The following is a 23,105-nucleotide window of genomic DNA, read 5'->3' as shown; positions in this document are numbered from 1 at the left end:
GTTCGGGGCACGGAGCCATGCCCCCCTTTGTCGGGGTCCGCGGGCTCCTGAGCACGATCTCCGCCGATCGTGTGTCCGGCGCCGGGTCAAGATATGCGGTGTGACGTTCGGGGGCGGTCTGCGGGAGCTGAGGCTCGCCGTCGTCGACGATCAGCCGCTCTACCGGCAGATGCTCGCCTCGCTGCTGCGCGCGGTGCCCGGGGTCCGGAGCGTCGTCGAGGCCTCCTCCGCCGCGGAGGCGCGCGAGCGGCTGCGGCCCGCCGAGCTCGACGTCGCGATCATCGACATCGAGCTGGGCGACGGCGACGGCATCGAGCTCGGCCGCGAGCTGCGCACCGGCGATCCCGAGCTGGCCGTCGTGCTGCTGTCGGCCGTCGACTCGATGCACCGCTTCCTCCGGCTCGGCCGCGCCGAGGTGCGCGGCTGGAGTTACCTCTCGAAGAGCTCGTCCCTCTCGTCCCCCGCCCTGATGACCGCGATCCGCGCGACCCTCGACGGCCGGACCGTGCTCGACCCCGCCCTGGTCTCCGCGCGCACCGCCCGCCGGAGCTCACCCGTCGACGCCCTCAGTCGCCGCCAGTACGAGGTGCTGAGCGCGCTCGCCTCCGGTCTCACCAACGCGGCGATCGCGGGGCGGCTCGGCATCGCGGTCCGCTCGGTCGACAACCACGTGAACGCCCTCTACGCGGCGCTCGGCCTGCGCTCCGACGGCTCGCGCAACCCGCGCGTGGAGGCGACCCTGCTGTTCCTGGAGCACACCCGGTGACGCTCCCGGACGACTCCCGGCCGCGGCGCGCGGACGAGGCGGAGGACAACCGGATCCTCCGCGGGACCGTCGCGATCCTCGGCGGCGTGCTGGCCGTGCTCGCCGCGCTGCAGGCGGTCTTCGCGCTCGGCATGCTGTCGCAGACCGTCCGCGGGGTCGCCGGCGGCCCGGTCGTCGACGTCGTCGTGCGCGTGGTCGTCAACATCGCCTCGATCGGGCTCGCGGTCGCGCTCGTCACCCTCCTCCGCCCCGAGCGCCACCCCCGGGTCCGGCGGCTGCTGGTCAGGGCGGGGATCGCGGTCGCCGCCGCCCTCACCCGGGTCGGGCTGCAGCTGATCGCCGGGGTCTACCTGCCGACCGCGCTCGACGCCCTGGTGGTCGAGCTGGTGGTGGGCGCGGTGGTCGTCGGCCTGATCGTCTCGTTCGGGTTCCTGCTCGTCCAGGCCACCCGCGGGGTGCGCGAGAAGGAGCGGGAGCGCGCCCGGGTGCTGCTGCAGGCCGTCGACGCCGTGCAGGCGCTCCAGCAGGAGGAGCTGCGGGTGCGCCGCGAGGTCGCGCAGGGCCTGCACGGGCGGCTGCAGAACACGCTGGTGGTGCTGGCCGCGGAGCTGCGCGGGCTGGCCGAGGCGTCGTCGTCCTCCGATGCCGCCGACGAGCGCCTGCTCGGCATCGCGGCGCGGCTCGACGAGCTGCGCGAGCAGGAGGTCCGCGCGGTCAGCGGGGCGCTCTACCCGGTCGACATCGAGCACGGGCTGGTCGCCGCCGCCCGCGACCTGATCTCGCGACTGCCACCGGAGATCGCGGTCGACCTCGCCGTCGACGAGGACTATCCCGGTCTCGAGGAGCACGGCGTCCCGCTCGAGCAGCGCGTGCTGCTGGTGCGCCTGATCGAGGAGGCGCTGACCAACGCGCTCAAGCACGGCGGCGCCCGCGCGGTGCGGCTGCACCTCGATGTGGCGCGCGGCGAGGCGGAGCACGCGGTGGTCGTCGGTCTCGACGACGACGGCGGCGGTCTCGCGGCAACGCCGGTGCTCTCGGGGCTCGAGCGCCTCTCGCGCCAGTTCGCGGTCTACGGAGGCTCGATCGAGCTGGCCCCGTCGGCCGCCCTCGGCGGCGCGCGCCTGGCCGGCCGCCTGCCGCTGCGCCCGCCCGCCTGACACCGCGGAGGGGAGGCGGGACCTGCCCGCCTCCCCTCCGCCTTCACGCGCTCGCCGTCAGCTCTGCGGCGGCGTGTAGAACTGGAGGTCGTTGCCCTCGGAGTCCTGGAAGGGCAGGATGCGGCCCCACTCGTGGTCGCTGATCTCGCCCTCGATCGACGCGCCGCGCGCCTTCAGCCGCTCCAGCTCGTCCTCGATGCTGCCGTCCGGCTGGAACGAGATGACCGCTCCGCCGCTCTCGGCGACGGAGGCCGACTCGCGGGCGTTGAGCCCGATCATCAGGCCGCCCGCGTCGAGCTCCGACCAGTCGCTCGAGGTGCTCGTCACGTCGAGGCCGAGGGTGTCGCGGTAGAACGCGACCGCCCGCTCCATGTCCTCGACCGGCACCCATACCGTCGCTACTCCCACTGCCGCCATGATCCGGTCTCCTTCGATCGATGTTGCCGTCCTCCGACGCTAGGGCGGCGGCCGGGGTCCGCGCGGGCGTCCTCACCGTTCGTCCAGGCGGCGGCTCGGGAACCGACAGCGGGCGATGCGGACATCCCCAGCAACGTGGGCGGGGAAGGGGTTGCTTCCGGCGCTCGATACGCTGGCGGGAGACCGCGGTCGATCGCGTCGGTGCCCGCCGCGCCGCTCGCAGGCCGCTCGAAGGGATCCCCGTGACGCTGCCGACCGAGCCCCGACCGACTGCGACCGATCGCCTCCGGGTGGTCGCCGCCACGCCGATCAGCGAGGAGCTGATCGCGCGGGTGGTCGAGCTCGAGCCGCGGATCGACTTCGTCGCCGACCAGTCGCTGCTGCCGCCGATGCGGCACCCGGGGGACCACCCCGGCGACCCGGCCTTCGAGCGCACCACGGAGCAGCAGGCGGAGTTCGAGGAGCTGGTCGACTCGGCCGAGGTGCTCTACGGCGTGCCGGACGAGACGCCGTCGGAGCTGGCCCGCACGGTCGCCGCGAACCCGGCGCTGCGCTGGGTGCAGACGATGCCCGCGGGCGGCGGCGCACAGGTGAAGAAGGCGGGTCTGAGCGAGGAGCAGCTGGCGCGGGTCGCGTTCTCGACCTCGGCGGGCGTGCACTCCGATCCGCTGGCCGAGTTCTCGCTCTTCGGGCTGCTGGCCGGCGCGAAGACGCTGCCGAGGCTGCAGGCGCTGCAGGGCCGGCGGGAGTGGGGCTCGCGCTGGACGATGAGCCTGCTCTCGGAGCAGACGATCCTGATCGTCGGGCTCGGCACGATCGGGCGCGCGACCGCGCAGAAGCTCGCGGCCCTGGGCGCGCGGGTGATCGGCACCAGCCGGCACGCCGACGCCGTGGAGCACGTCGACGAGATCGTCCAGCCGTCGGCGATCGCCGAGGTGGCCGGGCGGATCGACGGAGTGGTCGTCACGCTGCCCGGCACGGAGCAGACCGAGAAGCTGGTCGGCGCGGACTTCTTCGCCGCGCTGCGCCCGGGGGCGACGCTCGTCAGCGTCGGCCGCGGCACCGTCATCGACGAGGAGGCGCTGCTCGCCGCGCTCGAGGACGGCCGGGTCGGCTTCGCCGCCCTCGACGTCGTCGCGGAGGAGCCGCTCGCCCAGGACAGCCCGCTCTGGAGCCACCCGAGCGTGTTGCTCAGCCCGCACACGGCCGCGCTGAACGCGGCCGAGGACCGCCTGATCGCCGAGCTCTTCGCGCGCAACGCGACCCGGTTCCTCGACGGCGAGGAGCTGATCAACCGGGTCGACACGGTCGAGTTCTACTGACGCGGGGGCCTGCGCGGCCCTCCGAGACCCCTCCACAGCCGCCGATCCGGCGCGAATGCCCGCTCAGAGGCCGGATCTGCGCTCTCGCGCGCCTCCGACGGCCTACCGTTGCACTATGGCGTCCACCGATACACCCGAACCCGCCCCCCAGGCCGACGGCGCGACCGCGCCCGCCGCCGACAGCACCGCCCCGGCCGCGCCGGCAGACGAGACCGCCCCCTCGCTGGTCTTCTCGGACCTGGGTCTCAGCGACCCCGTCCTCAAGGCCCTCAAGGAGGTCGGCTACGAGACGCCCTCCGCGATCCAGGCGGCGACGATCCCCTCCCTCCTGTCCGGCCGCGACGTCCTCGGCGTCGCGCAGACCGGCACCGGCAAGACCGCGGCGTTCGCGCTGCCGATCCTCTCCCGCCTCGACGTCTCGCAGAAGACCCCGCAGGCGCTCGTCCTCGCGCCCACGCGCGAGCTGGCGCTGCAGGTCTGCGAGGCGTTCGAGCGCTACGCGTCCGGCCTGCGCGGCGTGCACGTCCTCCCCGTCTACGGCGGTCAGGGCTACGGCACCCAGCTGTCCGCGCTGCGTCGCGGCGTCCACGTCGTCGTCGGCACCCCCGGCCGCATCATGGACCACCTCGAGAAGGGCACGCTCGACCTCACGCACCTGAAGTACCTGGTGCTCGACGAGGCCGACGAGATGCTCAAGATGGGCTTCGCCGAGGACGTCGAGACGATCCTCGCCGACACCCCGGTCGAGAAGCAGATCGCGCTGTTCTCGGCGACCATGCCGTCGCAGATCCGACGCATCTCGCAGAAGTACCTGAAGGACCCGGAGGAGATCACGGTCAAGGCGAAGACCACGACCTCCGCCAACACCACCCAGCGCTACCTGATGGTCTCGTACCCGCAGAAGGTCGATGCGCTGACCCGCATCCTCGAGGTCGAGAACTTCGAGGGCATGATCGTCTTCGTCCGCACCAAGAGCGAGACCGAGACGCTCGCCGAGAAGCTGCGCGCCCGCGGCTACACGGCCGCCGCGATCAGCGGCGACGTCGCCCAGGCCCAGCGCGAGCGCACCGTCGAGCAGCTGAAGTCGGGCAAGCTCGACATCCTCGTCGCCACGGACGTCGCGGCCCGCGGTCTCGACGTCGACCGGATCAGCCACGTCGTCAACTACGACATCCCGATCGACACCGAGTCCTACGTGCACCGCATCGGCCGCACCGGCCGGGCCGGCCGCAGCGGTGCCGCGATCAGCTTCGTGACTCCGCGCGAGCGCCGCCTCCTCTCCGCCATCGAGAAGGCGACCCGCCAGCCGCTGACCGAGATGCGCCTGCCCAGCGTCGAGGACGTCAATGTCACCCGCCTCTCGCGCTTCGACGACGCCATCACCACGGCGCTCGCTGACCGCGAGCGGCTCGACCGGTTCCGCGACATCATCGGCCACTACGTCGAGCACCACGACGTCGTCGAGTCCGACGTCGCCGCCGCGCTGGCGATCGTCGCCCAGGGCGACGAGCCGCTGCTGCTCTCGCCGGACGACCCCCGCTTCCGCCGCGAGGACAGCCGGGGCGACCGCCCCGAGCGCTCCGACCGGTCCTCGTACGACAACGACCGCGAGCGTCCCGAGCGTCGTCAGCGCTCGTCGAACACCAACCTCGCGTCGTACCGGATCGAGGTGGGCCGCCGTCAGCGCGTCGAGCCCCGCCAGATCGTCGGCGCGCTCGCGAACGAGGGCGGGCTGAACCGCGGCGACTTCGGGCACATCGACATCCGCCCGGACTTCTCGATCGTGGAGCTGCCGGCCGACCTGCCCCAGGACGTGCTCGATCGCCTCGCCGGCACCCGCATCAGCGGCCAGCTGATCGAGCTCAAGCCCGACCGCCGCCCGAGCCGCGCCGGCGCCGACCGCGGCGGCCGTCCCTCGGGCCCGTCCCGCTCCACCGACCGCCCGGAGCGCAAGCCCCGCTACTGAGCTCTGCTCCCTCCTCCTCCGCGAGATGCCACTTGTGCACGCCTTTCACGGCGTGTCGCGTACACAAGTGGCATCTCGCGGAGGTGTTTAACCCTCGTCAGAGGATGTCGGCGTCGGCCAGGGCCTCGGGGCGCAGGAGTGCGCGCGCGCCGAGGATCTCGACGCCGATCAGGTGCCCGGCGGCGTCGAAGTCGAGGATGATCTCGCCGAACCCGTGCGGGTCGGCGATGTCACAGATCTGCTCGACGGACTCCCCGGCTCGGGGTTCGCGCCCGACGGGAAGGTAGGCGGCGTTCGCTTGCGGGTCGTATCGGATCCTCATGACACCCACCGTGCTGACTCCTCCCGCGAGATGCCACTTGGGTACGCGTTTCGCGGCGTGTCGTGTACGCAAGTGGCATCTCGCGGCGGGGGGGCAGGGGGTCAGCGGCGGAGGACTCGGCGGGCGAGGACGTTGCCGAGCAGCTGGACGAGCTGGACGATCACGATGATGACGAGCACCGCGGCCCAAGTGACGACGGGCTCGAACTGGCGGTAGCCGTACTGGATCGCGAAGGTGCCGAGGCCGCCGGCGCCGATGTAGCCGGCGACGGCCGACATGTCGATGATCGCGACGAAGACGAAGGTGTAGCCGAGGATCAGCGGACCGAGCGCCTCCGGCAGCAGCACGGTGCGGACGATCCGGAAGCGGCTCGCGCCGACGGAGCGGGCGGCCTCAATCACGCCGGGCTGCACGGTCAGCAGGTTCTGCTCGACGATGCGCCCGATGCCGAAGGCCGCGGCGAGCGAGAGCGTGAAGATGATCGCGTCGGTGCCGATGCCCGTGCCGACCACCAGGCGGGCGAGCGGCTGGGCCGCGGCGATGAAGATGATGAACGGGATCGGCCGGAAGACGTTGACGATCACGTTCAGCAGGCCGAAGACGAACCGGTTGGCGTAGAGCGCGCCACCGCGGGTGACGGCGAGTCCGAGCCCGATCAGCAGGCCGCCGAGCCCGCCGAAGAGCAGGCTGAAGGCCACGATGTAGAGGGTCTCGCCGGTCGCCTCGGCGAGCTGGGGCAGCAGCGGGATGAGCTCGTTCATCGGGGCACCTCCGTGAGGGCGACGCGGGCGCCGAGGCGGGCCAGCAGCGGTTCGACCACGTCGTCGGACGCGTCGAGGGCGACGGTGAGGTGGCCGAAGGCGCGACCTCGCACGTCGGTGATGCCGCCGTAGACGAGCTCGAGCGGCACGCCGGCCTGCGCGATCTCGGCGAAGACCTCGCCCTGCGAGGCGGAGCCGTCGGAGAAGGACAGCGTGACGAGGCGGCCGGGGTGGCGCTCGCGCAGCACCAACGCCTCCTCCCGCGAGGGCACCGTGCGCACGACCGTGGAGACGAAGCGGCGGGTGACCGCCTCCCGCGGGGCCGAGAAGACGTCGAAGACGAGGCCGCGCTCGACGATGCGGCCCGCCTCCATCACGGCGACCTTCGTCGCGAGCTGCTGGACGACGTCCATCTCGTGCGTGATGACGACGATGGTGACGCCGAGCTCCTCGTTGATCCGGCGCAGGAGCGCGAGCACCTCGCCCGTGGTGTCCGGGTCGAGGGCGCTGGTGGCCTCGTCGGCGAGCAGGATGCGGGGCGAGGCGGCGAGGGCGCGGGCGATGCCGACGCGCTGCTTCTGGCCGCCGGAGAGCTGCTCGGGGTGGCTGCGGGCCTTGTCCGAGAGGCCGACGAAGCGGAGCATCTCGTCGACTCGGCTGCGCAGCTCGGCGCGCGGCGTGCCGGCGACCTGCAGCGGGTAGGCGACGTTCTGCTCGACGGTCTTGGAGCCGAAGAGGTTGAACTGCTGGAAGATCATGCCGATCCCGAGCCGCAGCCGGCGCAGCTCGCGCTCGGGCAGGCCGACGATCTCGTGTCCGTCGATCTCGATGCTGCCGCCGGTGGCGGGCTCGAGGGCGTTGATCAGGCGCGCGAGCGTGCTCTTGCCGGCTCCGGAGTAGCCGATCACGCCGTAGACGTCGCCGGCCTCGATGTCGAGGCTGACGCCGTCCACGGCGGTCAGGGCGGAAGCGCCGCGCGCGAGCGGCGGGTAGACCTTGCTCACGTCGGCGAGGCGGATGAGCGGCACGGCGCTTCCTTCACTGCTGGTCGGGGCACTGCTGGTTCGGGCACTGCTGGGGTCGGGCACTGCTGGGGTCGGGCACTGCCGGGCCGCGGGGTCGCGGCGGGGGAGGGGCGGCTCAGCCCTGGGCGGAGGCGTCGGCCTCGACCGTGGCGAGGGTCGACTGCAGCTCGGCGGCGGGGGTCGTCGCGAAGACGGCGGTGCCGCCCGACTGCTCGGAGACGCCGTCGAGCACGTCCTGCGAGGTCTGGTAGACGTCGACGAGCTTGAGGTAGGTCTCGTTCTCGGCGTCGTCCGCGCGGGCGGCGAACACGTTGACGTAGGGCACCGCACTCGGGTCGCTCGGGTCGTCCTGCGCGAGGGCGTCGGTGGCCTCGAGGCCCGCGCCCGCGAGGTAGTCGTTGTTGACGACCGCGGCGGCGACGTCCGGGAGCGAGGTCGGCACGAGCGCCGCGTCGAGCGCGGTGACGGTGACCTTCGAGGCGTCGGTGTCGATGTCGTCGAGGCCGGAGAAGGCGGTGCCGCCGTCCGTCAGCTCGATCAGGCCGGCCGACTGGAGGACGAGGAGCGCGCGGGCCTGGTTGGTCACGTCGTTCGGGACGGCGACGCTCTCGCCTTCGGGGATGTCCTCGACGCTGTCGTACTGGGTCGAGTAGAGGCCGAGCGGGTAGATCGCGGTCGCGCCGATCGGCACGAGGTCGGCGTCGGCCGAGGTGTTGTACTGCGCCAGGTAGACCAGGTGCTGAAACTGGTTGAGGTCGATCTCGCCCTCGGTCAGCGCGGGGTTGAGCTGGTTGTAGTCGGTGAAGTCGACGATCTCGACGTCGATGCCCGCGTCCTCCGCGGCCTGCTCGTAGGTCGCCCAGTAGGGGTCGCCCGCGCCGACCACGCCGATGCGGACGGTGTCGTCGCCCGCGCCCGCGGCCGAGGAGCAGCCGGCGAGGAGGAGGGCGGAGGCGGCGATCGCGGTGGTCGCGAGGAGTGTGCGGCGCAGGGACATGCGGTGGATCCTTCCGTGGAGAGGATCCGGGCGGCGTCCACGCTCGGCGGTGCTGGTCACCGCCGGCGCTGCGACCGGCCTCCGGTCGCACGACGCCGCGACTGCGCGGATCCCGGGGACCACGGTACGCAAGGCGTCGCCGGGCACGCGAAACACGGCCGTAACACGGCGACTTCCGCGGGGGAGGGAGCGGGGGAGAAGGGTCAGCCCGCGAGGGCCTGGTCGTCCGACTCGGCCGCCAGCGCCTCGTGCTTGGCGAGGCGCGCGGCGATCGCGTCGCGCTCGGCCCGGAGGGAGGCGATGGTCGGCTGGTCCAGACGAGGGTCGGCCAGGTCGGCGAACGGGCTCGAGGTGCCGGTGCGGGCCGAGACGAGCGCCGAGTAGGCCTTCGTCGCGGCGCGGAGCTCGGACGCGGCGCGCGCGACCTTGCTCGGCTTCGACGACTTGTCGCCGACGAGTCCGGCGTGCTTGTCGAGGGCTGCTACCAGGGCGCGATGCGCCGCGTCAATCTTCTTGCTCATCCCCGAAGTATGGCGCAGGATCGCCTCACGAGGCGAAGCCCCCGGGGCGCCCCCGCCGACCGCTCCCGCGAGATGCCACTTGTGCACGGGTTCCGCGGCGTGTCGTGCTCACAAGTGGCATCTCGCGGAGCGCGACGGGGCGCGCGGGCGTCAGGGGGTCGGGGTGAGGGTCCAGGCGCCGTCGGTGCGGATCGCGACGACGCCGGGCAGGGTGGCGTCGACGACGCGGGCGAAGGCGGTGGTGTCGCCGAAGGTCTGCCGGGTGCCGTCGGTGCCGAGGACGCGGCCGGAGAGCGAGTCCTCGCTGCTCGCCGGTCCGTAGGCGACGTCGAGGCTGTCGACGTGGTCCGAGAAGGCGAGCACCGCCGATCCACTGCCCGACTGCTCGCCGGAGACCTCGGGCAGGTCGTTCCAGCTCCGCAGGGTGAGCGTCCAGTGACCGACGGTCTGCACGAGGAGCGACTGGTCGACGGGGTCGGTCGCGACGGTCTCGAGGAGCCAGGCCGACTCCGTCCCCGCCGCGGCCTCGCCGACGGGAGTGCTGCGCCCGGGCGCCGACACGGTGACGGTCCCGGAGCAGGCCGAGCAGTCGAGCGCGACGACGACCGCGAAGTCGCCCTGCCGCTGGTAGGCGACGTCGACGGTCCCCGCGGCGGAGACGCTCGCCGAGGTGCCGTCCGCGACGCCGCCGGCGCCGACCGCGGCCGGCCCGGACTCCGCCTCGACGCAGCCGCCCAGCAGCAACGCGACGACCGCGACGGCCACCGCAGAACTCCCTCGCCGGCGCATCGCCCCAGCCTGGCACTCCGTGCTGCGCCGGGGACGCTGCACTCTCGGAACCGTTCGCCACTCGACGCGCTCATCGCGCCGGAGAAAGAAGAGCGCGGAGGATCACTCAATTTCCCAGCAGGCTGCTGGGAAATCTGCTCCGCGGCGACGGGCGCGGTGCCGGCCGGCGTCAGACCGGGCCGGTGCCGCGCTGGACGGGGGTGGACTCCGAGCGGTTCGCGGCGCTCGTCGAGACGGCGGCGAGGACGCGCTGGACCTCGAGGGCGTCGGCGAAGGTGGGGGTGGCGGGGGTGCCGGCGGCGATGGCCTCGACGAGATCGACGACCTGGTGGGTGAAGAGGTGCTCGTAGCCGATGCCGTGGCCGGTGGGCCACCAGGCCGCCATGTAGCGGTGCGACGGCTCGGTGACCTGGATGGTGCGGAAGCCCTGGGCGTCCTCGGGGTCGCGGGCGTCGTAGTACTCGAGCTCGTTCATCCGCTCGAAGTCGAAGGCGATGCTGCCGGTCTCGCCGTTGATCTCGATGCGGTTGGCGTTCTTGCGGCCGGTGGCGACGCGGGTCGCCTCGAACACGCCGAGGGCGCCGCCCTCGAAGGAGGCGGTGAAGGCGGCGGCGTCGTCGACGGTCACGGGGCCGCGCGCGGCGCCCTCCTCCGCGCGGCCGCCGAGGCCCGACTGCGTGGCGAGCACGGGGCGCTCGGTGGTGAAGGTGCGCAGCACGGCCGAGACGGAGGTGATCGGCGTGCCGGTCAGCCACTGCGCGCTGTCGATGATGTGCGCGCCGATGTCGCCGAGCGCGCCCGAGCCGGCCTTCGCGGCGTCGAGGCGCCAGGTCAGCGGGGCCTCGGAGTCGCTGAGCCAGTCCTGCAGGTACTGGGCCCGGACGTGGCGGATCGCGCCGAGCCGGCCCTCGTCGACGAAGCGCTTGGCCAGCGCCAGCGCGGGGGTGCGGCGGTAGCTGAAGCCGCACATCGCGACGCGGCCCGAGGCGGCCGCCGCGGCGACCATCCGCTCGGCCTCCTCGACGGAGTTGGCCAGCGGCTTCTCGCAGAGCACGTGCTTGCCGGCCTCGAGGGCGGCGATCGCGATCTCGGCGTGGGTGTCGCCGGGGGTGCAGATGTCGACGAGGTCGATGTCGTCGCGGGCGATCACCGCGCGCCAGTCCGTCGACGACTCGCTCCAGCCGAGGGTCTCGGCGCGCTCGGCGGTCCGCTGCGGGTCGGTGCCCACCAGCACGGCCAGCTCGGGCCGCAGCGGCAGCGGGAAGAAGCGGGGGGCGGTGCGCCAGGCGTGCGAGTGGGTGCGGCCCATGAAGGCGGTCCCCACCATCGCGACGCGCAGGGCTCGGTCGTTCGACATCGTCGTCCTTTCGTCGGCGGGTCGACCCTCCCACGCCCGCGCTCGACTTGGCCAGCTCTTTCTACGGAGTGGGAGGCGGCCGCGACGCCGAGCGCAGGTGCGAAGGTCACGATCGGGTTGCACCCGCACGCCGATTCATAGGCTCGGAGAGCGCTCCATCACGAGACGTCGTGTCCAGAACCGTCCCGCGACACGCCGCCAGATGTCGCGTAAACCCGCGGATCCCCGGTCTGACGCGGATGACGGAAGCGTTTCGACGCGCTGGACGATTGCCCGGATCTCCTTCGAAACGACTCAGAACTTTTGGTTGACCCGCGACTTAAGTCGCTGTAGCTTCCTACGCATGGTCACCGCAGACCCCGGCAGCATCGCCGCTCAGCCTCTTTCCCGCACTCAGGACACCGCGTCAGAACTGCTTCTGCAGATGCGCGGCATCGTCAAGATCTTCCCCGGAGCACGAGCCCTCGACGGCGTCGACCTCGACGTCCGCCCCGGCGAGGTGCACTGCCTCCTCGGCCAGAACGGGGCCGGCAAGTCCACGCTCATCAAGACGCTCGCCGGCGCCCACCAGCCCACCGAGGGCGAGATCCTCGTGGACGGGAAGGTCGTCACGATCCCGTCGCCGACGGCCGCCCTCGCGCTCGGCATCGCCACGATGTACCAGGAGCTGGACGTCGTCGACGGCCTCTCGGTCGCCGAGAACATCTACCTCGGCCACGAGCTCTCCCGCGGCGGCTTCACCGCCCGCTCGAAGGCCGCGAAGATCACCCGCGAGCTGATGCAGCGCCTCGGCCACCCCGAGATCGCCCCGCACCGCGAGGTCGGCAGCCTCTCCGCCGCCGGCAAGCAGATCGTGCAGATGGCGCGGGCCCTCTCGCACGACGCGCGGGTCATCATCATGGACGAGCCCTCCGCGGTGCTCGACTCGGAGGAGGTGGAGAACCTCTTCCACGTGGTCCGCCAGCTCACCGCCGACGGCGTCGCCATCGTCTACATCTCGCACCGCCTGGAGGAGATCCGCGCCATCGGCGATCGGATCACCGTCATCAAGGACGGCGCGACGGTCGCGAAGAACCTCGCGGTCGCCGACACTCCGACCTCGAAGCTGATCACGCTGATGACCGGCCGCGCCGTCGAGTACGTCTTCCCGGACCGCCCCGAGGTGGCGACCGAGGCCGAGACGCTGCTGAAGGTGGAGAACCTGGGGCTGCGCGGCTCGTTCGCCGACGTCTCGCTCGAGATCCGCGCCGGCGAGGTCGTCGGCCTCGCGGGGCTCGTCGGCTCCGGCCGCTCCGAGATCCTGGAGACCATCTACGGGGCGCGCCGCGCCAGCACCGGCACGGTCAGCGTGGCGGGCAAGCGCCTGCGGGCCGGCTCGGTCACCGCCGCGGTCGACGCCGGCATCGGCCTCTGCCCGGAGGAGCGCAAGAGCCAGGGCCTGCTCCTGGACGAGCCGGTCTACCGCAACATCACCCTCTCGACCTTCGATCGCTTCGCCAAGCGCGGCTTCCTCGACGAGCGCTCCGAGCGCGCGGCGGCGGCCGACCAGGCGGTGGCGCTCGACCTCCGCCCGCACGGCGTCGACCGCGACGCCCGCACGCTCTCCGGCGGCAACCAGCAGAAGGCGCTCCTCGCGCGCTGGCTGGTGCGCGGCTGCCGCGTGCTGCTGCTCGACGAGCCGACCCGCGGGGTCGACGTCGGAGCGCGGGCCGAGATCTACACCCTGATCCGGGACCTCGCGACCAACGGCGCCGCCGTGCTCGTGGTCTCCAGCGAGATCGGCGAGGTCCTCGGGCTCTCGGACCGAGTGCTCGTGATCTCCGACGGCGCCGTGGTCCACGAGGGCCCCGCCGATTCGATCGACGAGCACCGCGTGCTCGATCTCGTCATGGAAGGAAGTGCAGCGTGAGCGGACAGCTCGACACCGCGTCACCGTCGATCGGCGGTCCGCAGGAGGACGCCGGACGTCACGCCTCGGCCGCGACGGGAGGGCCGAGCGGCGGGACGCCGAAGGACGCGCGCTCCGGGCTCCGCGGGATCATGGGCGGCTCGCTCGGCCGGAACGTGGGCCTGGTGCTCGCGCTGGTCATCCTCTGCATCGTCGGGTTCGCCACCGCGGGGGAGCGGTTCGCCAGCGTCGACAACGTGCTGACGATCCTCCGCCTGGCCGCCGTGATCGGCGTGCTCAGCATCGGCATGACCTTCGTCATCACCTCGGGCGGCATCGACCTCTCGGTCGGCTCGGTGATGGGGCTCGCGACGGTCTGGGCGAGCACCGTCTCCACCCAGTACTACGCGGCCAACACCTCCTGGCTGGTCATCGTGCTCACCGCGGTGCTGGTGGGCCTGGTCTGCGGACTGATCAACGGGGCGCTGATCGCCTACGGCCGCGTGGTCGCCTTCATGGCGACGCTGGCGATGCTCGTCGCCGCCCGCGGTTTCGCGGAGCTGATCTCGAACCGGCAGACGCAGATCGTCACGGTCACCCCGTTCCTCGACTTCTTCCGCGCCGACGTGCTCGGAATCCCCGTACTCGTGCTGATCTTCGTGGTCGTCGCGGTGGCCGGCTGGATCCTGCTCAACCGCACCACCTTCGGCCGCCGCACCATCGCGGTCGGCGGCAACCCGGAGGCGGCCCGCCTCGCCGGCATCAAGGTCCGCCGGCACACCATGTACGTCTACGGCCTCGCCGGGCTCACCGCCGGCATCGCCGCGGTGATGATGCTCGCCCGCACCACGGCCGGCACCTCGACCCACGGCCAGCTGTACGAGCTCGACGCCATCGCGGCGGTCGTGGTCGGCGGCACCCTGCTCGCCGGCGGCCGCGGCACCATCGTCGGCACCGTGTTCGGCGTCCTGATCTTCACGACCCTCACCAACGTCTTCACGCAGAACAACATGTCGACCTCGGCCCAGGCCGTCGCGAAGGGCGCGATCATCGTCGCCGCCGTCCTGCTGCAGCAGCGCTTCGCCGCCCGCGGCAAGTCCTGACCCCCGGGGCCCTCGGCCCCGCCACTCACTTTTCCTCGCGCCTTCCAGCACCCACCTCGACCGTCCTGGTCACCCTCCGCAGGCACCGCTGTGCCCTGCGGCCCCTCATGGATCCATCGAAGGAGATCACTTCCATGTCCGTTCGCCACCCCTCCGGCTCCCGCCTGGACCGCACCACCCGACTCGGCCGCACTGCCCGCCTGGGCACCGCCGGCTTCGCCTTCGGCGCCGTCGCGCTGATGCTCACCGGCTGCATCTCCAACGCCCCCGTCGAGACCGGGAACGCCGCCGGTGGCGGGACCGCCGCCGCCGTCGCCGCCTCCGACAACGACGCCTCGGGCGACAACGTCGTGATCGGCTTCACCGCTCCCGCCGCCGACCACGGCTGGATGGGCGCGGTCAGCCGCGCCGCGCTCGCCGAGGCCGAGAAGTACGACGACGTCGAGCTCCGCACCGCGGAGGGCACCAACGACGTCAACCTGCAGATCAGCCAGGTCGAGACCTTCATCAACGACGGCGTCGACGCGATCGTGCTGCTGCCGATCGACGGCGCGGCGCTGACCGAGGTCGCGACGCAGGCGATGGAGGCGGGCATCACCGTCATCAACGTCGACCGCGAGTTCTCCAGCCCCTTCGCCGCCCGCTCGACGGTGCTCGGCGACAACTACGGCATGGGCGTCAGCGCCGGCACCTACCTCTGCGAGCAGCTCGGCGACAACCCGGACGCCGTCGTCGCCGAGATCGCCGGCATCGACTCCCTGCCGCTGACGCAGGACCGCAGCCAGGGCTTCGCCGACGCGCTCGAGGGCTGCGGACTCGACGTGGACAACCGCGTCGCCGCCGACTTCACCGTGCAGGGCGGCGAGCAGGCCGCGGCCAACCTCCTCCAGGCCGCGCCGCAGATCGACGCGATCTGGAACCACGACGACGACCAGGGCGTCGGCGTCCTCGCGGCGATCGACAGCGCTGGCCGTGACGAGTTCATCCTCGTCGGCGGCGCCGGCTCGGCGAACGTGATGCGCGCGATCGAGGCCGACGACTCGGTCGTCAAGGCCACGGTCGTCTACCCCTCGACCCAGGCCGCGGACGGCATCAAGCTCGCCCGCCTCGTCGAGCAGAACAAGTCGATGAGCGACACCACGTCGCTCGGCGTCCCGCGCCAGATCCAGCTCTTCGCGCCGGTCGTCACCAAGGACAACGTCGCCGAGTACCTGCCCTCGGCCTTCGAGTCCTGAGCCACTGACCTGATCGACCCGACAGACCCGCCGGCGCGGGGGAGACCTCGCGCCGGCCCCGGACCAGCCGGAACCGCCTCTCCTTAATAAGAGGTACGACCGGCGCCACGACAGCATCCCGCGAGAGGAGGCGACGACGAAGACATCGGCCCACGGGCCGACCAGGGGAGACCGGATCCGCACGTCGTGCGGACAGAGACGGATCCGGCCTCTGCGATGAACACCTCGTTGAAGGAATCACATCACGCATGAATGGTAAGCGATCCACGAAGAGAAGCATCAGGTCTCTCTTCGCCCTCGGCATCGCCGGGATGGTGACGGTCTCCGGACTCACCGCTCTCGGCCTGCCCGCCTCGGCCCACGACGGAGTGGACCACGGCTCGGAGCCGGGCGCGGAGTCCGCGCTCGACTGGAGCAACTACGAGAAGGTGCTGCTGACGAAGAACGTCGGCGAACCGATCGACCTCGCCGTCCTTCCGGACAAGTCGGTCCTCCACACGGCACGGAACGGCGAGATCCGCCACACCGATCCGAAGACCGGCACCACGCGCGTCGTGGCCACGATCCCCGTCTACCAGAACTCGGAGGACGGACTGCAGTCGGTGGGCATCGACCCCGACTTCGCCGAGAACCAGTGGGTCTACCTGGTCTACGCGCCTCTCAGCGGCACGCCGACCGGTGCGGCCCCCAACATGCTCCCCGCGGGCGAGGACGAGAGCTACTGGGATCAGTGGAAGGGCGTCAACCGCCTCTCCCGGTTCAAGTGGACCGGCTCGGGACTCGACCTGGCGAGCGAGCAGAAGATCATCGAGGTCGAGGCGCAGCGCGGGCAGTGCTGCCACGTGGGCGCCGACTTCGACTGGGACGCGGACGGCAACCTGTACCTCTCGACCGGCGACAACACGCCGGCGAGTGCTCCGGGTGCCGCGGGCTTCGCGCCGAACAACGACGCACCCGGGATGAACCCCGGCTTCGACTCGCGTCGCGGTGCCGGCAACACGAACGACCTCCGCGGCAAGATCCTCCGGATCGCGGTGCAGGAGGACGGCTCGTACACGATCCCCGAGGGCAACCTGTTCCCCGAGGGCACCGAGAAGACCCGTCCCGAGATCTTCGTGATGGGCGTGCGCAACCCGTTCAAGATCGACGTGGACGCCGAGACGAACACCCTCTCCTGGGGCGACTACGGTCCCGACGCGACGAAGGCCGCTGCGGCCGACGGCGTGCGCGGGCCGATGGGTCTCGTGGAGTGGAACGCGACCGGTCTCGACCAGCCGCAGAACTCGGGCTGGCCGTACGTGCACGGCCCGAATCTGCCCTACAACGAGTGGAACTTCGAGACGTCGACGCCCCGCGGCTTCTTCGACCCGCAGAACCTGAAGAACAACTCGCGCTGGAACACCGGCCTCGTGGACATCCCGGCGGCCACGCCGGCGACCGTCTACTACGGCGACAACCCGGGCGACCAGCCGTTCGACGAGCTCGTGAACTTCGGCACCGGCACCGGCCAGGGTCCGATGGGCGGACCGGTGTACCACTTCGACGAGGAGAACCCCTCGACGTCGAAGTTCCCGGCGTACTGGAACGACAAGACCTTCTTCGGCGAGTTCTCGCAGGACTACATCGCGGCGTTCACGCTCGATGAGGACCGCGCGGTCACGCACATCGAGGACTTCCTGCCCAACGCGGCGCTGACCCAGGCCGCACAGCCGATCCACGACAACCCGATGGACATCGAGTTCGGCCCCGACGGGTCGATGTACGTGCTCGAGTACGGCGACGGCTTCTTCCGCGCCAACCCCGATGCCGGCCTGTACCGGATCGACTACGCCGAGGGCAACAAGGCCCCCCAGGCGCGCTTCACCGCGACGCCGCTGTCCGCCTCCGGGACGCCGCTCGAGGTGACGTTCGACGCCACGGGATCCTCCGACCCCGAGGGCGACGCGCTCACCTACGACTGGGACTTCGACGGCAACGGCACCTTCGACGCCACGGGCGTCACCGTGAAGAACACCTACACCGAGCTCGGCCAGTTCACGGCCCGCCTGCGCGTCACCGACGCCAAGGGCAAGTTCAGCCTCACCTCGCGGGTGATCTCGGTGGGCAACCAGGCGCCGCAGATCGAGATCGCGACGCCGGGCAACGGCTCGTTCTTCGAGTGGGGCGACGCGATCCCCTACCGGGTGACCGGCCGTGACGCGGAGGACGGCGACCAGATCGTCGGCAGCCGCGTGGCGTGGACCTACGGTCTCGGCCACGACGAGCACGCCCATCCCGAGGTCACCGGCACCGGTGCCACGGGAGCGTTCCCGACGTCCGCCGACTCGCCCGAGCACGGCCCCGGCGCGCTGCTCTACGGCACCGTCGTCGTGACCTACACGGACGCCGGCTACAACGGACTGCCCCCGGCCGCGGCCGAGGCGACGCTGCGGCTGAACCCGAAGACGCAGGAGGCGGAGCACGCCGCCCGCGAGGGCGTCCTGCCCTACGCGGACACCACCGCCAGCGGCGGCAACGCGGTCAGCGGACTCGGTGCGGGATCCTTCCTGCGCTGGGACCCGGTGAACCTCGCGAACCTGACCGGAGTCGTGGTCCGCGCCACCGGCGAGGGCACCGTCGACCTCCGCTGGAACGCCGCCGACGCGGCGCCCTTCGGAACGGCGACCATCCCCGCCGGCGCCGGCTGGCAGGACGTCCTCGTGCCGTTCTCCGGCCAGCCCACCGGCACCGGCTCGCTCTACGTGACCTCGCCCTCCGGCCTGTCGCTCGACTCCCTCACCTTCCAGGGTGCGGGTGCCGGTGACAAGACCGCGCCGACCGTCAGCGCGACGCTCGACCCCGCAGCGCCCACCGGCGTCGGCGGCGTCTACAACCGCGCGGTGAACCTCAACCTGGCGGCGACCGACAACGGCGCGCTCGCCAGCGTGCAGTACTCGGTCGACAACGGGACGACGTGGACCACGGTCCGCGCCGCGAACGGCGCCTACTCGGTGCCCTTCACCACCAACGGCGTCCGCACCGTGCAGTACCGCGCCACCGACACCGGCGGCAACGTCTCCGCGGTCGGCTCGGTCTCGTTCACGATCGACCTCGCCGCGGGGAACGCGCCGACCGTCGACTCGACCACGACCGTGGCGCTCGGCGCCCCTCGCGTGACCTTCGGCGCTCCCGGATCGGCGACGGTCACCGTCTCCGGTCAGGGCGGCACCCCCGGCGGCGAGGTCGTCCTCTACGAGGGCGACACCGAGATCGGCCGCAGCGCCCTCGAGGGCGGGAAGGCGACCATCGCCCTGCCGCAGACCCTCGGGGCGGGAACGCACACCTTCCGCGCGGCCTACGGAGCGGACGGCACCTTCAAGGCGTCGGCCGGCACCGCCCGCCTGATCGTGTCGAAGGCCGACTCCGTGCTCACCGCGACCGTCTCGCCGAACCCGGTCAAGCCGGGCGCCAGCGCGCAGGTCTCGGTCGAGGCGAAGACGTCGACCGGCGTCGCCGGGACCGGCCAGGTCACCGTGATGGTGAAGAGGAACCTCTCCACCGTCGCGATGCTCACCGGCACCCTCGACGAGAACGGGAAGGTCGTCGTGACCCTGCCGAAGCTCGCCGCGGGCAGCTACAAGCTGACCGTCACCCACACCGCCACGGCGAACACCAACGCCGCGTCCAGCCTGCTGAACCTCACCGTCCAGCAGTAGCCGCGGCGGGACCGGCCGGCTCGCGCCGAGAGCCCGGGCCGGCCGGTCCCCCCCCCCCTGATCCATCTGCATGTTCCGTTTCGAAGGAGAGACAATGCACCACCACCACGGATCCATCACGGCGAAGCCGATGAGCCGACGCGCGCTGATGACGGCGCTCGCCGCCTCGACGGTCGCCGTCGGAGTCGGGGCCGGCGCGCTCGCGTCGCCCGCCCTCGCCGCTCCCGCCCCCTCGTCCGGCGCCACCCGGCTCGTCCCGATCAACCGGATCGGGATCCAGCTCTACAGCGTCCGCGACAAGGTCTCGTCGATCGGCTTCCGGGCCGTCTTCGAGGAGCTGGGCCGCATCGGCTACAGCGAGATCGAGTTCGCCGGCTACACCCAGGGCAACGTCGGCGCGATCACCCCCCAGGAGATCCGCCAGCTGCTCGACGACAACGGCCTGCGGGCCGTCGGCTCGCACGTCGGCACCAACCTGCTCCGCTCGGAGCTGGGGAGGCAGATCGAGATCGCGCAGATCCTCGGCACCCCGCACCTCGGCACCGGCAACGCGCCGACCAACGTCAACACGGTCGCGGGCTACCGCGCCGCCGCCGACGAGTGGAACGCCTGGGGCCAGCAGGTCTCGGCCGCGGGCATGAAGCTCTACCAGCACAACCACGCGGGCGAGTTCGCCTTCGGCTCGGACGACCCGACGACGCGCCTCTACGACGTGTTCTACGACAACACCGACCCGAAGCACGTGTTCCTCGAGATGGACGTCTACTGGGCCTACGTGGGCAAGAAGCTCTACCCGGGCTTCGAGCCGCTCGACTACATCAAGCGCAACCCGCGCCGCTACCCGATCCTGCACCTCAAGGACGGCAAGACGAACAACGCCAACACCAACGGCTACGACATCATCGAGTTCGGCGCGGGCGACCTGCCGTACCAGGCGTTCCTGTCGGAGCTGCGCGACCGCGGCCAGCGCTACGGAGTCTGGGAGCAGGACACCGCGCCCACCCAGGCCGTCGCGCCCAACCCGGTGAACTCGCTCGGCAACGCCGAGCGCAGCTACAACGCCATCGAGGCGCTCCGTGGCTGAGTCCTCGCGCCGCGCCGGCGCCTTCCTTCCCCGCACCACCACGCGCACCGGCGCACCGAGGAGAACCCCCATGAAGTGGAAGACGCCCACGGCGGTCCTCGCGGCCGCCTCCCTCGCGATGGTCGCCGCGCCGTCCGCCTTCGCGGCGACGACCGACTGCACGACCGAGCTCGGCAACACGACGATCGCGGGCGACCTGAACGTCGCCGCCGGCGAGACCTGCGTGCTGGGCAACGTCGTCGTGCAGGGCTCGATCACCGTCGGCGACGACGCCTGGCTCGACGCCACCTCGGCGACGATCGAGGGCGACGTCATCGGCACGGACGCGTACGGCATCTCGATCGACGGCACCAGCGTCGGGGGCGACGTCGTGTCGTTCTCCGAGGGCTCGCGCGCCGGCTTCCTCTACCTCCGCGACCTCACCGTCGCGGGCATGGTCGAGGCGGGCGGCATCGACGTCGAGTTCAGCGACGTCTCGGTCGACGGCTCGGTCAGCACCGACGCGGCGAACTACGTCGACGTGGCGCGCACCAGCGTCGGCGGCGACGCGACCTTCGCCGGCAGCGACTTCGGCGTGAGCGTCGGCGGCGCGATCGTCGGCGGCTCGCTCACGGTCAGCGGATCCTCGCGCGGCGTGCTCCTCGGCGCGAACGAGGACGGCTCCGCGGCCGCGCTCGGCAACACCGTCGGCGGGAATCTGGTGCTCTCGGGCAACTCCGGCAACGTCCAGCTCGCGGGCTCGACGGTCGGCGGGCGGATCACGCTGGCCGAGAACGCTCCGGCGGTCAACTTCGGCGCGGGCAACACCGCCGCCGGGGTCGACGGGGACTTCACCGGCACGGCCGCCGGCGCTGCGGCGCAGGGCGACCAGGCCGTCGCGGTCATCGTGCCCGAGGCCCGCGAGGGCGAGCTCACCTGGAGCCTCGAGGGCACCAGCAACCTGGTGAACCTCGGTGTCGCGGAGGAGAAGGGCGACCACTTCGCCGCCTCGGGCGAGCTCGTGCCGGTCCGCGTGACCGACTCGCGCCTGGCCGCGCCGGCCTGGTCGGTCTCGGCTCAGATCAGCGAGTTCCGCGCCGGAACGCAGACGGTCTCGGGCAAGTACCTCGGCTGGACCCCGGAGGTCCTGGAGAACGAGGGCGGTGCCGTCGCCGGCGCCCCCGTCGTCTCCGGGTTCGTCTCGGGTGAGGGCCTCGCCACCGCTCGCGTCCTCGGCTCCGCCGCGGCCGGGCACCCGACCGGATCCTCGGTCCTCGGCGCCGACCTCGACCTGCAGCTCCCGCTGTCGGTCGGAACCGGCACCTACACGGCGACGCTGACGCTCACGGCGCTCGGCTAGCCACCCTGGCGACCGGCCTCCTCACGGCGGCCGGTCGCCTCCTCCCTCCCTCTCTCCTCCCCTCCGCGAGATGCCACTTATGACCGCTTTTCACGGCGTGTCGCGTGCACAAGTGGCATCTCGCGGGGGGACCCCACCCGCCCGAAAGGCTGGACGATGATGTTCCGCTCCACACTCCGCTCGCTCGGTGTCCTGCTCGTCGTCGGGCTCGGGGCCGCTGCGCTGCCGGCGCAGGCCCTCGCGGAGACGGCGACCTCGGCCGTGACCTGGGGGGTGCGGCCCGCCGACACCGAGCAGGGCAGCGACCGGCCGAACTACGCCTACGCGCTCGAGCCGGGCGGGCAGCTGAGCGACGCGCTGATCGTCTCCAACTACGACGACGAGGACCAGACCTTCCGCGTCTACGGCTCCGACGGCTTCCTCACGGAGGCGGGGCAGCTCGATCTCCTGCCGGCCGCCGAGCCGTCCACCCAGCTGGGCAGCTGGATCTCCTTCGAGGCCCCGGACGTCGTCGTCCCCGCGGGCGAGAGCGTGCAGATCCCGTTCCAGCTCGAGGTGCCGGCCGACGCCGTGCCGGGCGACTACGCCGCCGGGGTCGTCTCGTCGATCCTCGTCCAGGGCGAGACCGGGGTCTCGGTCGACCGCCGCCTCGGCTCGCGGATGTACCTCCGCGTCGGCGGCGACCTCGCCCCGCGCCTCTCGGTCGACGGCCTCGCCGTCTCGTACCAGGGCGAGTGGAACCCCTTCGCTCCCGGCACGACCACCATCGACTACACGGTCACCAACGCGGGCAACACCCGCCTCGCCCCGGGCGCCGAGCTCGCGGTCTCCGGTCTCTTCGGCCTCGGCAGCGTCGCCGCGACCGATCCGGAGCCGCTGCCCGAGCTGCTCCCGGGCAGCTCGACCAGCCGGAGCGTCACCGTCGCCGGGGTATGGCCGCTCTTCGTCGCGACCGCCCGGATCGCGCTGACCGGCACCGTCGTCACCGCCGACTTCGCGGGCCAGGCCGCCGACCCGGCCGCCGTGCCCGAGGTCGCCGCCGTCTCGTCCGAGGCCTCGACCGCGGCCGTGCCGTGGAGCGCTCTGGTGCTGCTGGCGCTGCTCGCCGGGCTGATCGTGCTGGCGGTCGTGCGCCGCCGCCGCCGCGCCGCGGGCGAGCAGAGGCGGATCGACGCCGCGGTCGCCGCCGCGGTGGCCGGCGCCTCTGCCACTCCGCGAGATGCCACTTCTGACGAGGATTCACGGCGTGTCGAGCTCACAAGTGGCATCTCGCGGGAGACGACCGACCCTGCAGCGTCCGACCCGGCAGCGTCCGACCCGTCCGCCTCCGACCGTGCGGGGGTGCGCTCCTGACCTCCGTC

19 protein-coding genes are annotated in these 23,105 nt (G+C 72.1%); 11 read left to right on the top strand and 8 right to left on the bottom strand.

Annotated elements, in window-relative coordinates:
- The first annotated feature begins 100 nt into the window (after positions 1 to 100).
- Together HQQ86_RS07330 and HQQ86_RS07325 are read left to right on the top strand one after the other, a co-directional pair.
- Complete coding sequence (locus tag HQQ86_RS07330; RefSeq protein WP_367948570.1) at positions 101 to 766, top strand: response regulator; 666 nt, start codon at positions 101 to 103, stop codon at positions 764 to 766.
- Entirely contained in the window at positions 763 to 1,923 is a 1,161-nt protein-coding gene (locus tag HQQ86_RS07325) for a sensor histidine kinase (protein WP_173287401.1), read from the top strand. The genes HQQ86_RS07330 and HQQ86_RS07325 overlap by 4 nt, the downstream gene beginning before the upstream one ends.
- Positions 1,924 to 1,980: 57 nt before the next feature.
- Here HQQ86_RS07325 and HQQ86_RS07320 read toward each other — a convergent pair whose 3' ends face one another.
- The gene (locus HQQ86_RS07320) at positions 1,981 to 2,340 is read right to left on the bottom strand and encodes a VOC family protein (protein ID WP_173287400.1); all 360 of its coding nucleotides are present in this window, start codon (positions 2,338 to 2,340) and stop codon (positions 1,981 to 1,983) included.
- 242 nt (positions 2,341 to 2,582) lie between these two features.
- Between HQQ86_RS07320 and HQQ86_RS07315 the strand changes: the two genes are divergently transcribed.
- Together HQQ86_RS07315 and HQQ86_RS07310 are read left to right on the top strand one after the other, a co-directional pair.
- Positions 2,583 to 3,662, top strand: coding sequence for a D-2-hydroxyacid dehydrogenase (locus HQQ86_RS07315; RefSeq protein ID WP_367948569.1), 1,080 nt, complete (start codon positions 2,583 to 2,585; stop codon positions 3,660 to 3,662).
- 115 nt (positions 3,663 to 3,777) lie between these two features.
- On the top strand, positions 3,778 to 5,628 hold the full coding sequence (locus HQQ86_RS07310) for a DEAD/DEAH box helicase (protein ID WP_173287398.1): 1,851 nt from the start codon (positions 3,778 to 3,780) through the stop codon (positions 5,626 to 5,628).
- A 97-nt stretch (positions 5,629 to 5,725) separates the two neighbouring features.
- Here the strand turns inward: HQQ86_RS07310 and HQQ86_RS07305 are convergent, their stop codons facing one another.
- The 7 genes from HQQ86_RS07305 to HQQ86_RS07275 form a co-directional block, all read right to left on the bottom strand.
- Positions 5,726 to 5,950: a DUF2283 domain-containing protein gene (locus HQQ86_RS07305; RefSeq protein ID WP_173287397.1), complete on the bottom strand. Its 225-nt coding sequence runs from the start codon at positions 5,948 to 5,950 to the stop codon at positions 5,726 to 5,728.
- Between the two features lie 101 nt (positions 5,951 to 6,051).
- Positions 6,052 to 6,711, bottom strand: coding sequence for a methionine ABC transporter permease (locus HQQ86_RS07300; RefSeq protein WP_173287396.1), 660 nt, complete (start codon positions 6,709 to 6,711; stop codon positions 6,052 to 6,054).
- Positions 6,708 to 7,739 (bottom strand): methionine ABC transporter ATP-binding protein, encoded by a 1,032-nt coding sequence (locus tag HQQ86_RS07295; protein ID WP_173287395.1) that lies wholly within the window; start codon positions 7,737 to 7,739, stop codon positions 6,708 to 6,710. The genes HQQ86_RS07300 and HQQ86_RS07295 overlap by 4 nt, the downstream gene beginning before the upstream one ends.
- Before the next feature lie 112 nt (positions 7,740 to 7,851).
- Positions 7,852 to 8,733 carry a MetQ/NlpA family ABC transporter substrate-binding protein gene (locus HQQ86_RS07290; RefSeq protein ID WP_173287394.1) on the bottom strand — a complete coding sequence of 294 codons (882 nt, stop codon included), beginning with the start codon at positions 8,731 to 8,733 and terminating at the stop codon, positions 7,852 to 7,854.
- Positions 8,734 to 8,936: 203 nt separating this feature from the next.
- Positions 8,937 to 9,254, bottom strand: a complete 318-nt coding sequence (locus HQQ86_RS07285) for a hypothetical protein (protein ID WP_173287393.1) — start codon at positions 9,252 to 9,254, stop codon at positions 8,937 to 8,939.
- 150 nt (positions 9,255 to 9,404) lie between these two features.
- Positions 9,405 to 10,019 (bottom strand): hypothetical protein, encoded by a 615-nt coding sequence (locus tag HQQ86_RS07280; RefSeq protein ID WP_173287392.1) that lies wholly within the window; start codon positions 10,017 to 10,019, stop codon positions 9,405 to 9,407.
- 193 nt (positions 10,020 to 10,212) lie between these two features.
- Positions 10,213 to 11,400: a Gfo/Idh/MocA family protein gene (locus HQQ86_RS07275; protein WP_173287391.1), complete on the bottom strand. Its 1,188-nt coding sequence runs from the start codon at positions 11,398 to 11,400 to the stop codon at positions 10,213 to 10,215.
- Positions 11,401 to 11,824: 424 nt separating this feature from the next.
- Here HQQ86_RS07275 and HQQ86_RS07270 point away from each other — a divergent pair, with 424 nt between their 5' ends.
- From HQQ86_RS07270 to HQQ86_RS07240, 7 genes are all read left to right on the top strand, one after another.
- Positions 11,825 to 13,309, top strand: coding sequence for a sugar ABC transporter ATP-binding protein (locus tag HQQ86_RS07270; RefSeq protein ID WP_173287556.1), 1,485 nt, complete (start codon positions 11,825 to 11,827; stop codon positions 13,307 to 13,309).
- A gap of 131 nt (positions 13,310 to 13,440) precedes the next feature.
- A complete protein-coding gene (locus HQQ86_RS07265) occupies positions 13,441 to 14,391 on the top strand; it encodes an ABC transporter permease (RefSeq protein WP_160091194.1) in 951 nt (316 codons plus the stop codon).
- Positions 14,392 to 14,630: 239 nt separating this feature from the next.
- On the top strand, positions 14,631 to 15,626 hold the full coding sequence (locus HQQ86_RS07260; protein WP_173287555.1) for a substrate-binding domain-containing protein: 996 nt from the start codon (positions 14,631 to 14,633) through the stop codon (positions 15,624 to 15,626).
- Positions 15,627 to 15,874: 248 nt separating this feature from the next.
- Entirely contained in the window at positions 15,875 to 19,321 is a 3,447-nt protein-coding gene (locus tag HQQ86_RS07255; RefSeq protein WP_173287390.1) for a PQQ-dependent sugar dehydrogenase, read from the top strand.
- Between the two features lie 94 nt (positions 19,322 to 19,415).
- Positions 19,416 to 20,405 carry a sugar phosphate isomerase/epimerase gene (locus tag HQQ86_RS07250; protein WP_254071793.1) on the top strand — a complete coding sequence of 330 codons (990 nt, stop codon included), beginning with the start codon at positions 19,416 to 19,418 and terminating at the stop codon, positions 20,403 to 20,405.
- 70 nt (positions 20,406 to 20,475) lie between these two features.
- The gene (locus HQQ86_RS07245; protein ID WP_173287389.1) at positions 20,476 to 21,744 is read left to right on the top strand and encodes a hypothetical protein; all 1,269 of its coding nucleotides are present in this window, start codon (positions 20,476 to 20,478) and stop codon (positions 21,742 to 21,744) included.
- A gap of 159 nt (positions 21,745 to 21,903) precedes the next feature.
- Positions 21,904 to 23,097, top strand: coding sequence for a hypothetical protein (locus HQQ86_RS07240; RefSeq protein WP_173287388.1), 1,194 nt, complete (start codon positions 21,904 to 21,906; stop codon positions 23,095 to 23,097).
- Positions 23,098 to 23,105 lie beyond the last annotated feature (8 nt).

The organism is Rathayibacter sp. VKM Ac-2857 (assembly GCF_013205025.1).
GTDB lineage: Bacteria > Actinomycetota > Actinomycetes > Actinomycetales > Microbacteriaceae > Rathayibacter.
The sequence above is the reverse complement of the archived record's forward strand: the minus strand, read 5'-3'. Positions and strand labels throughout refer to the sequence as shown.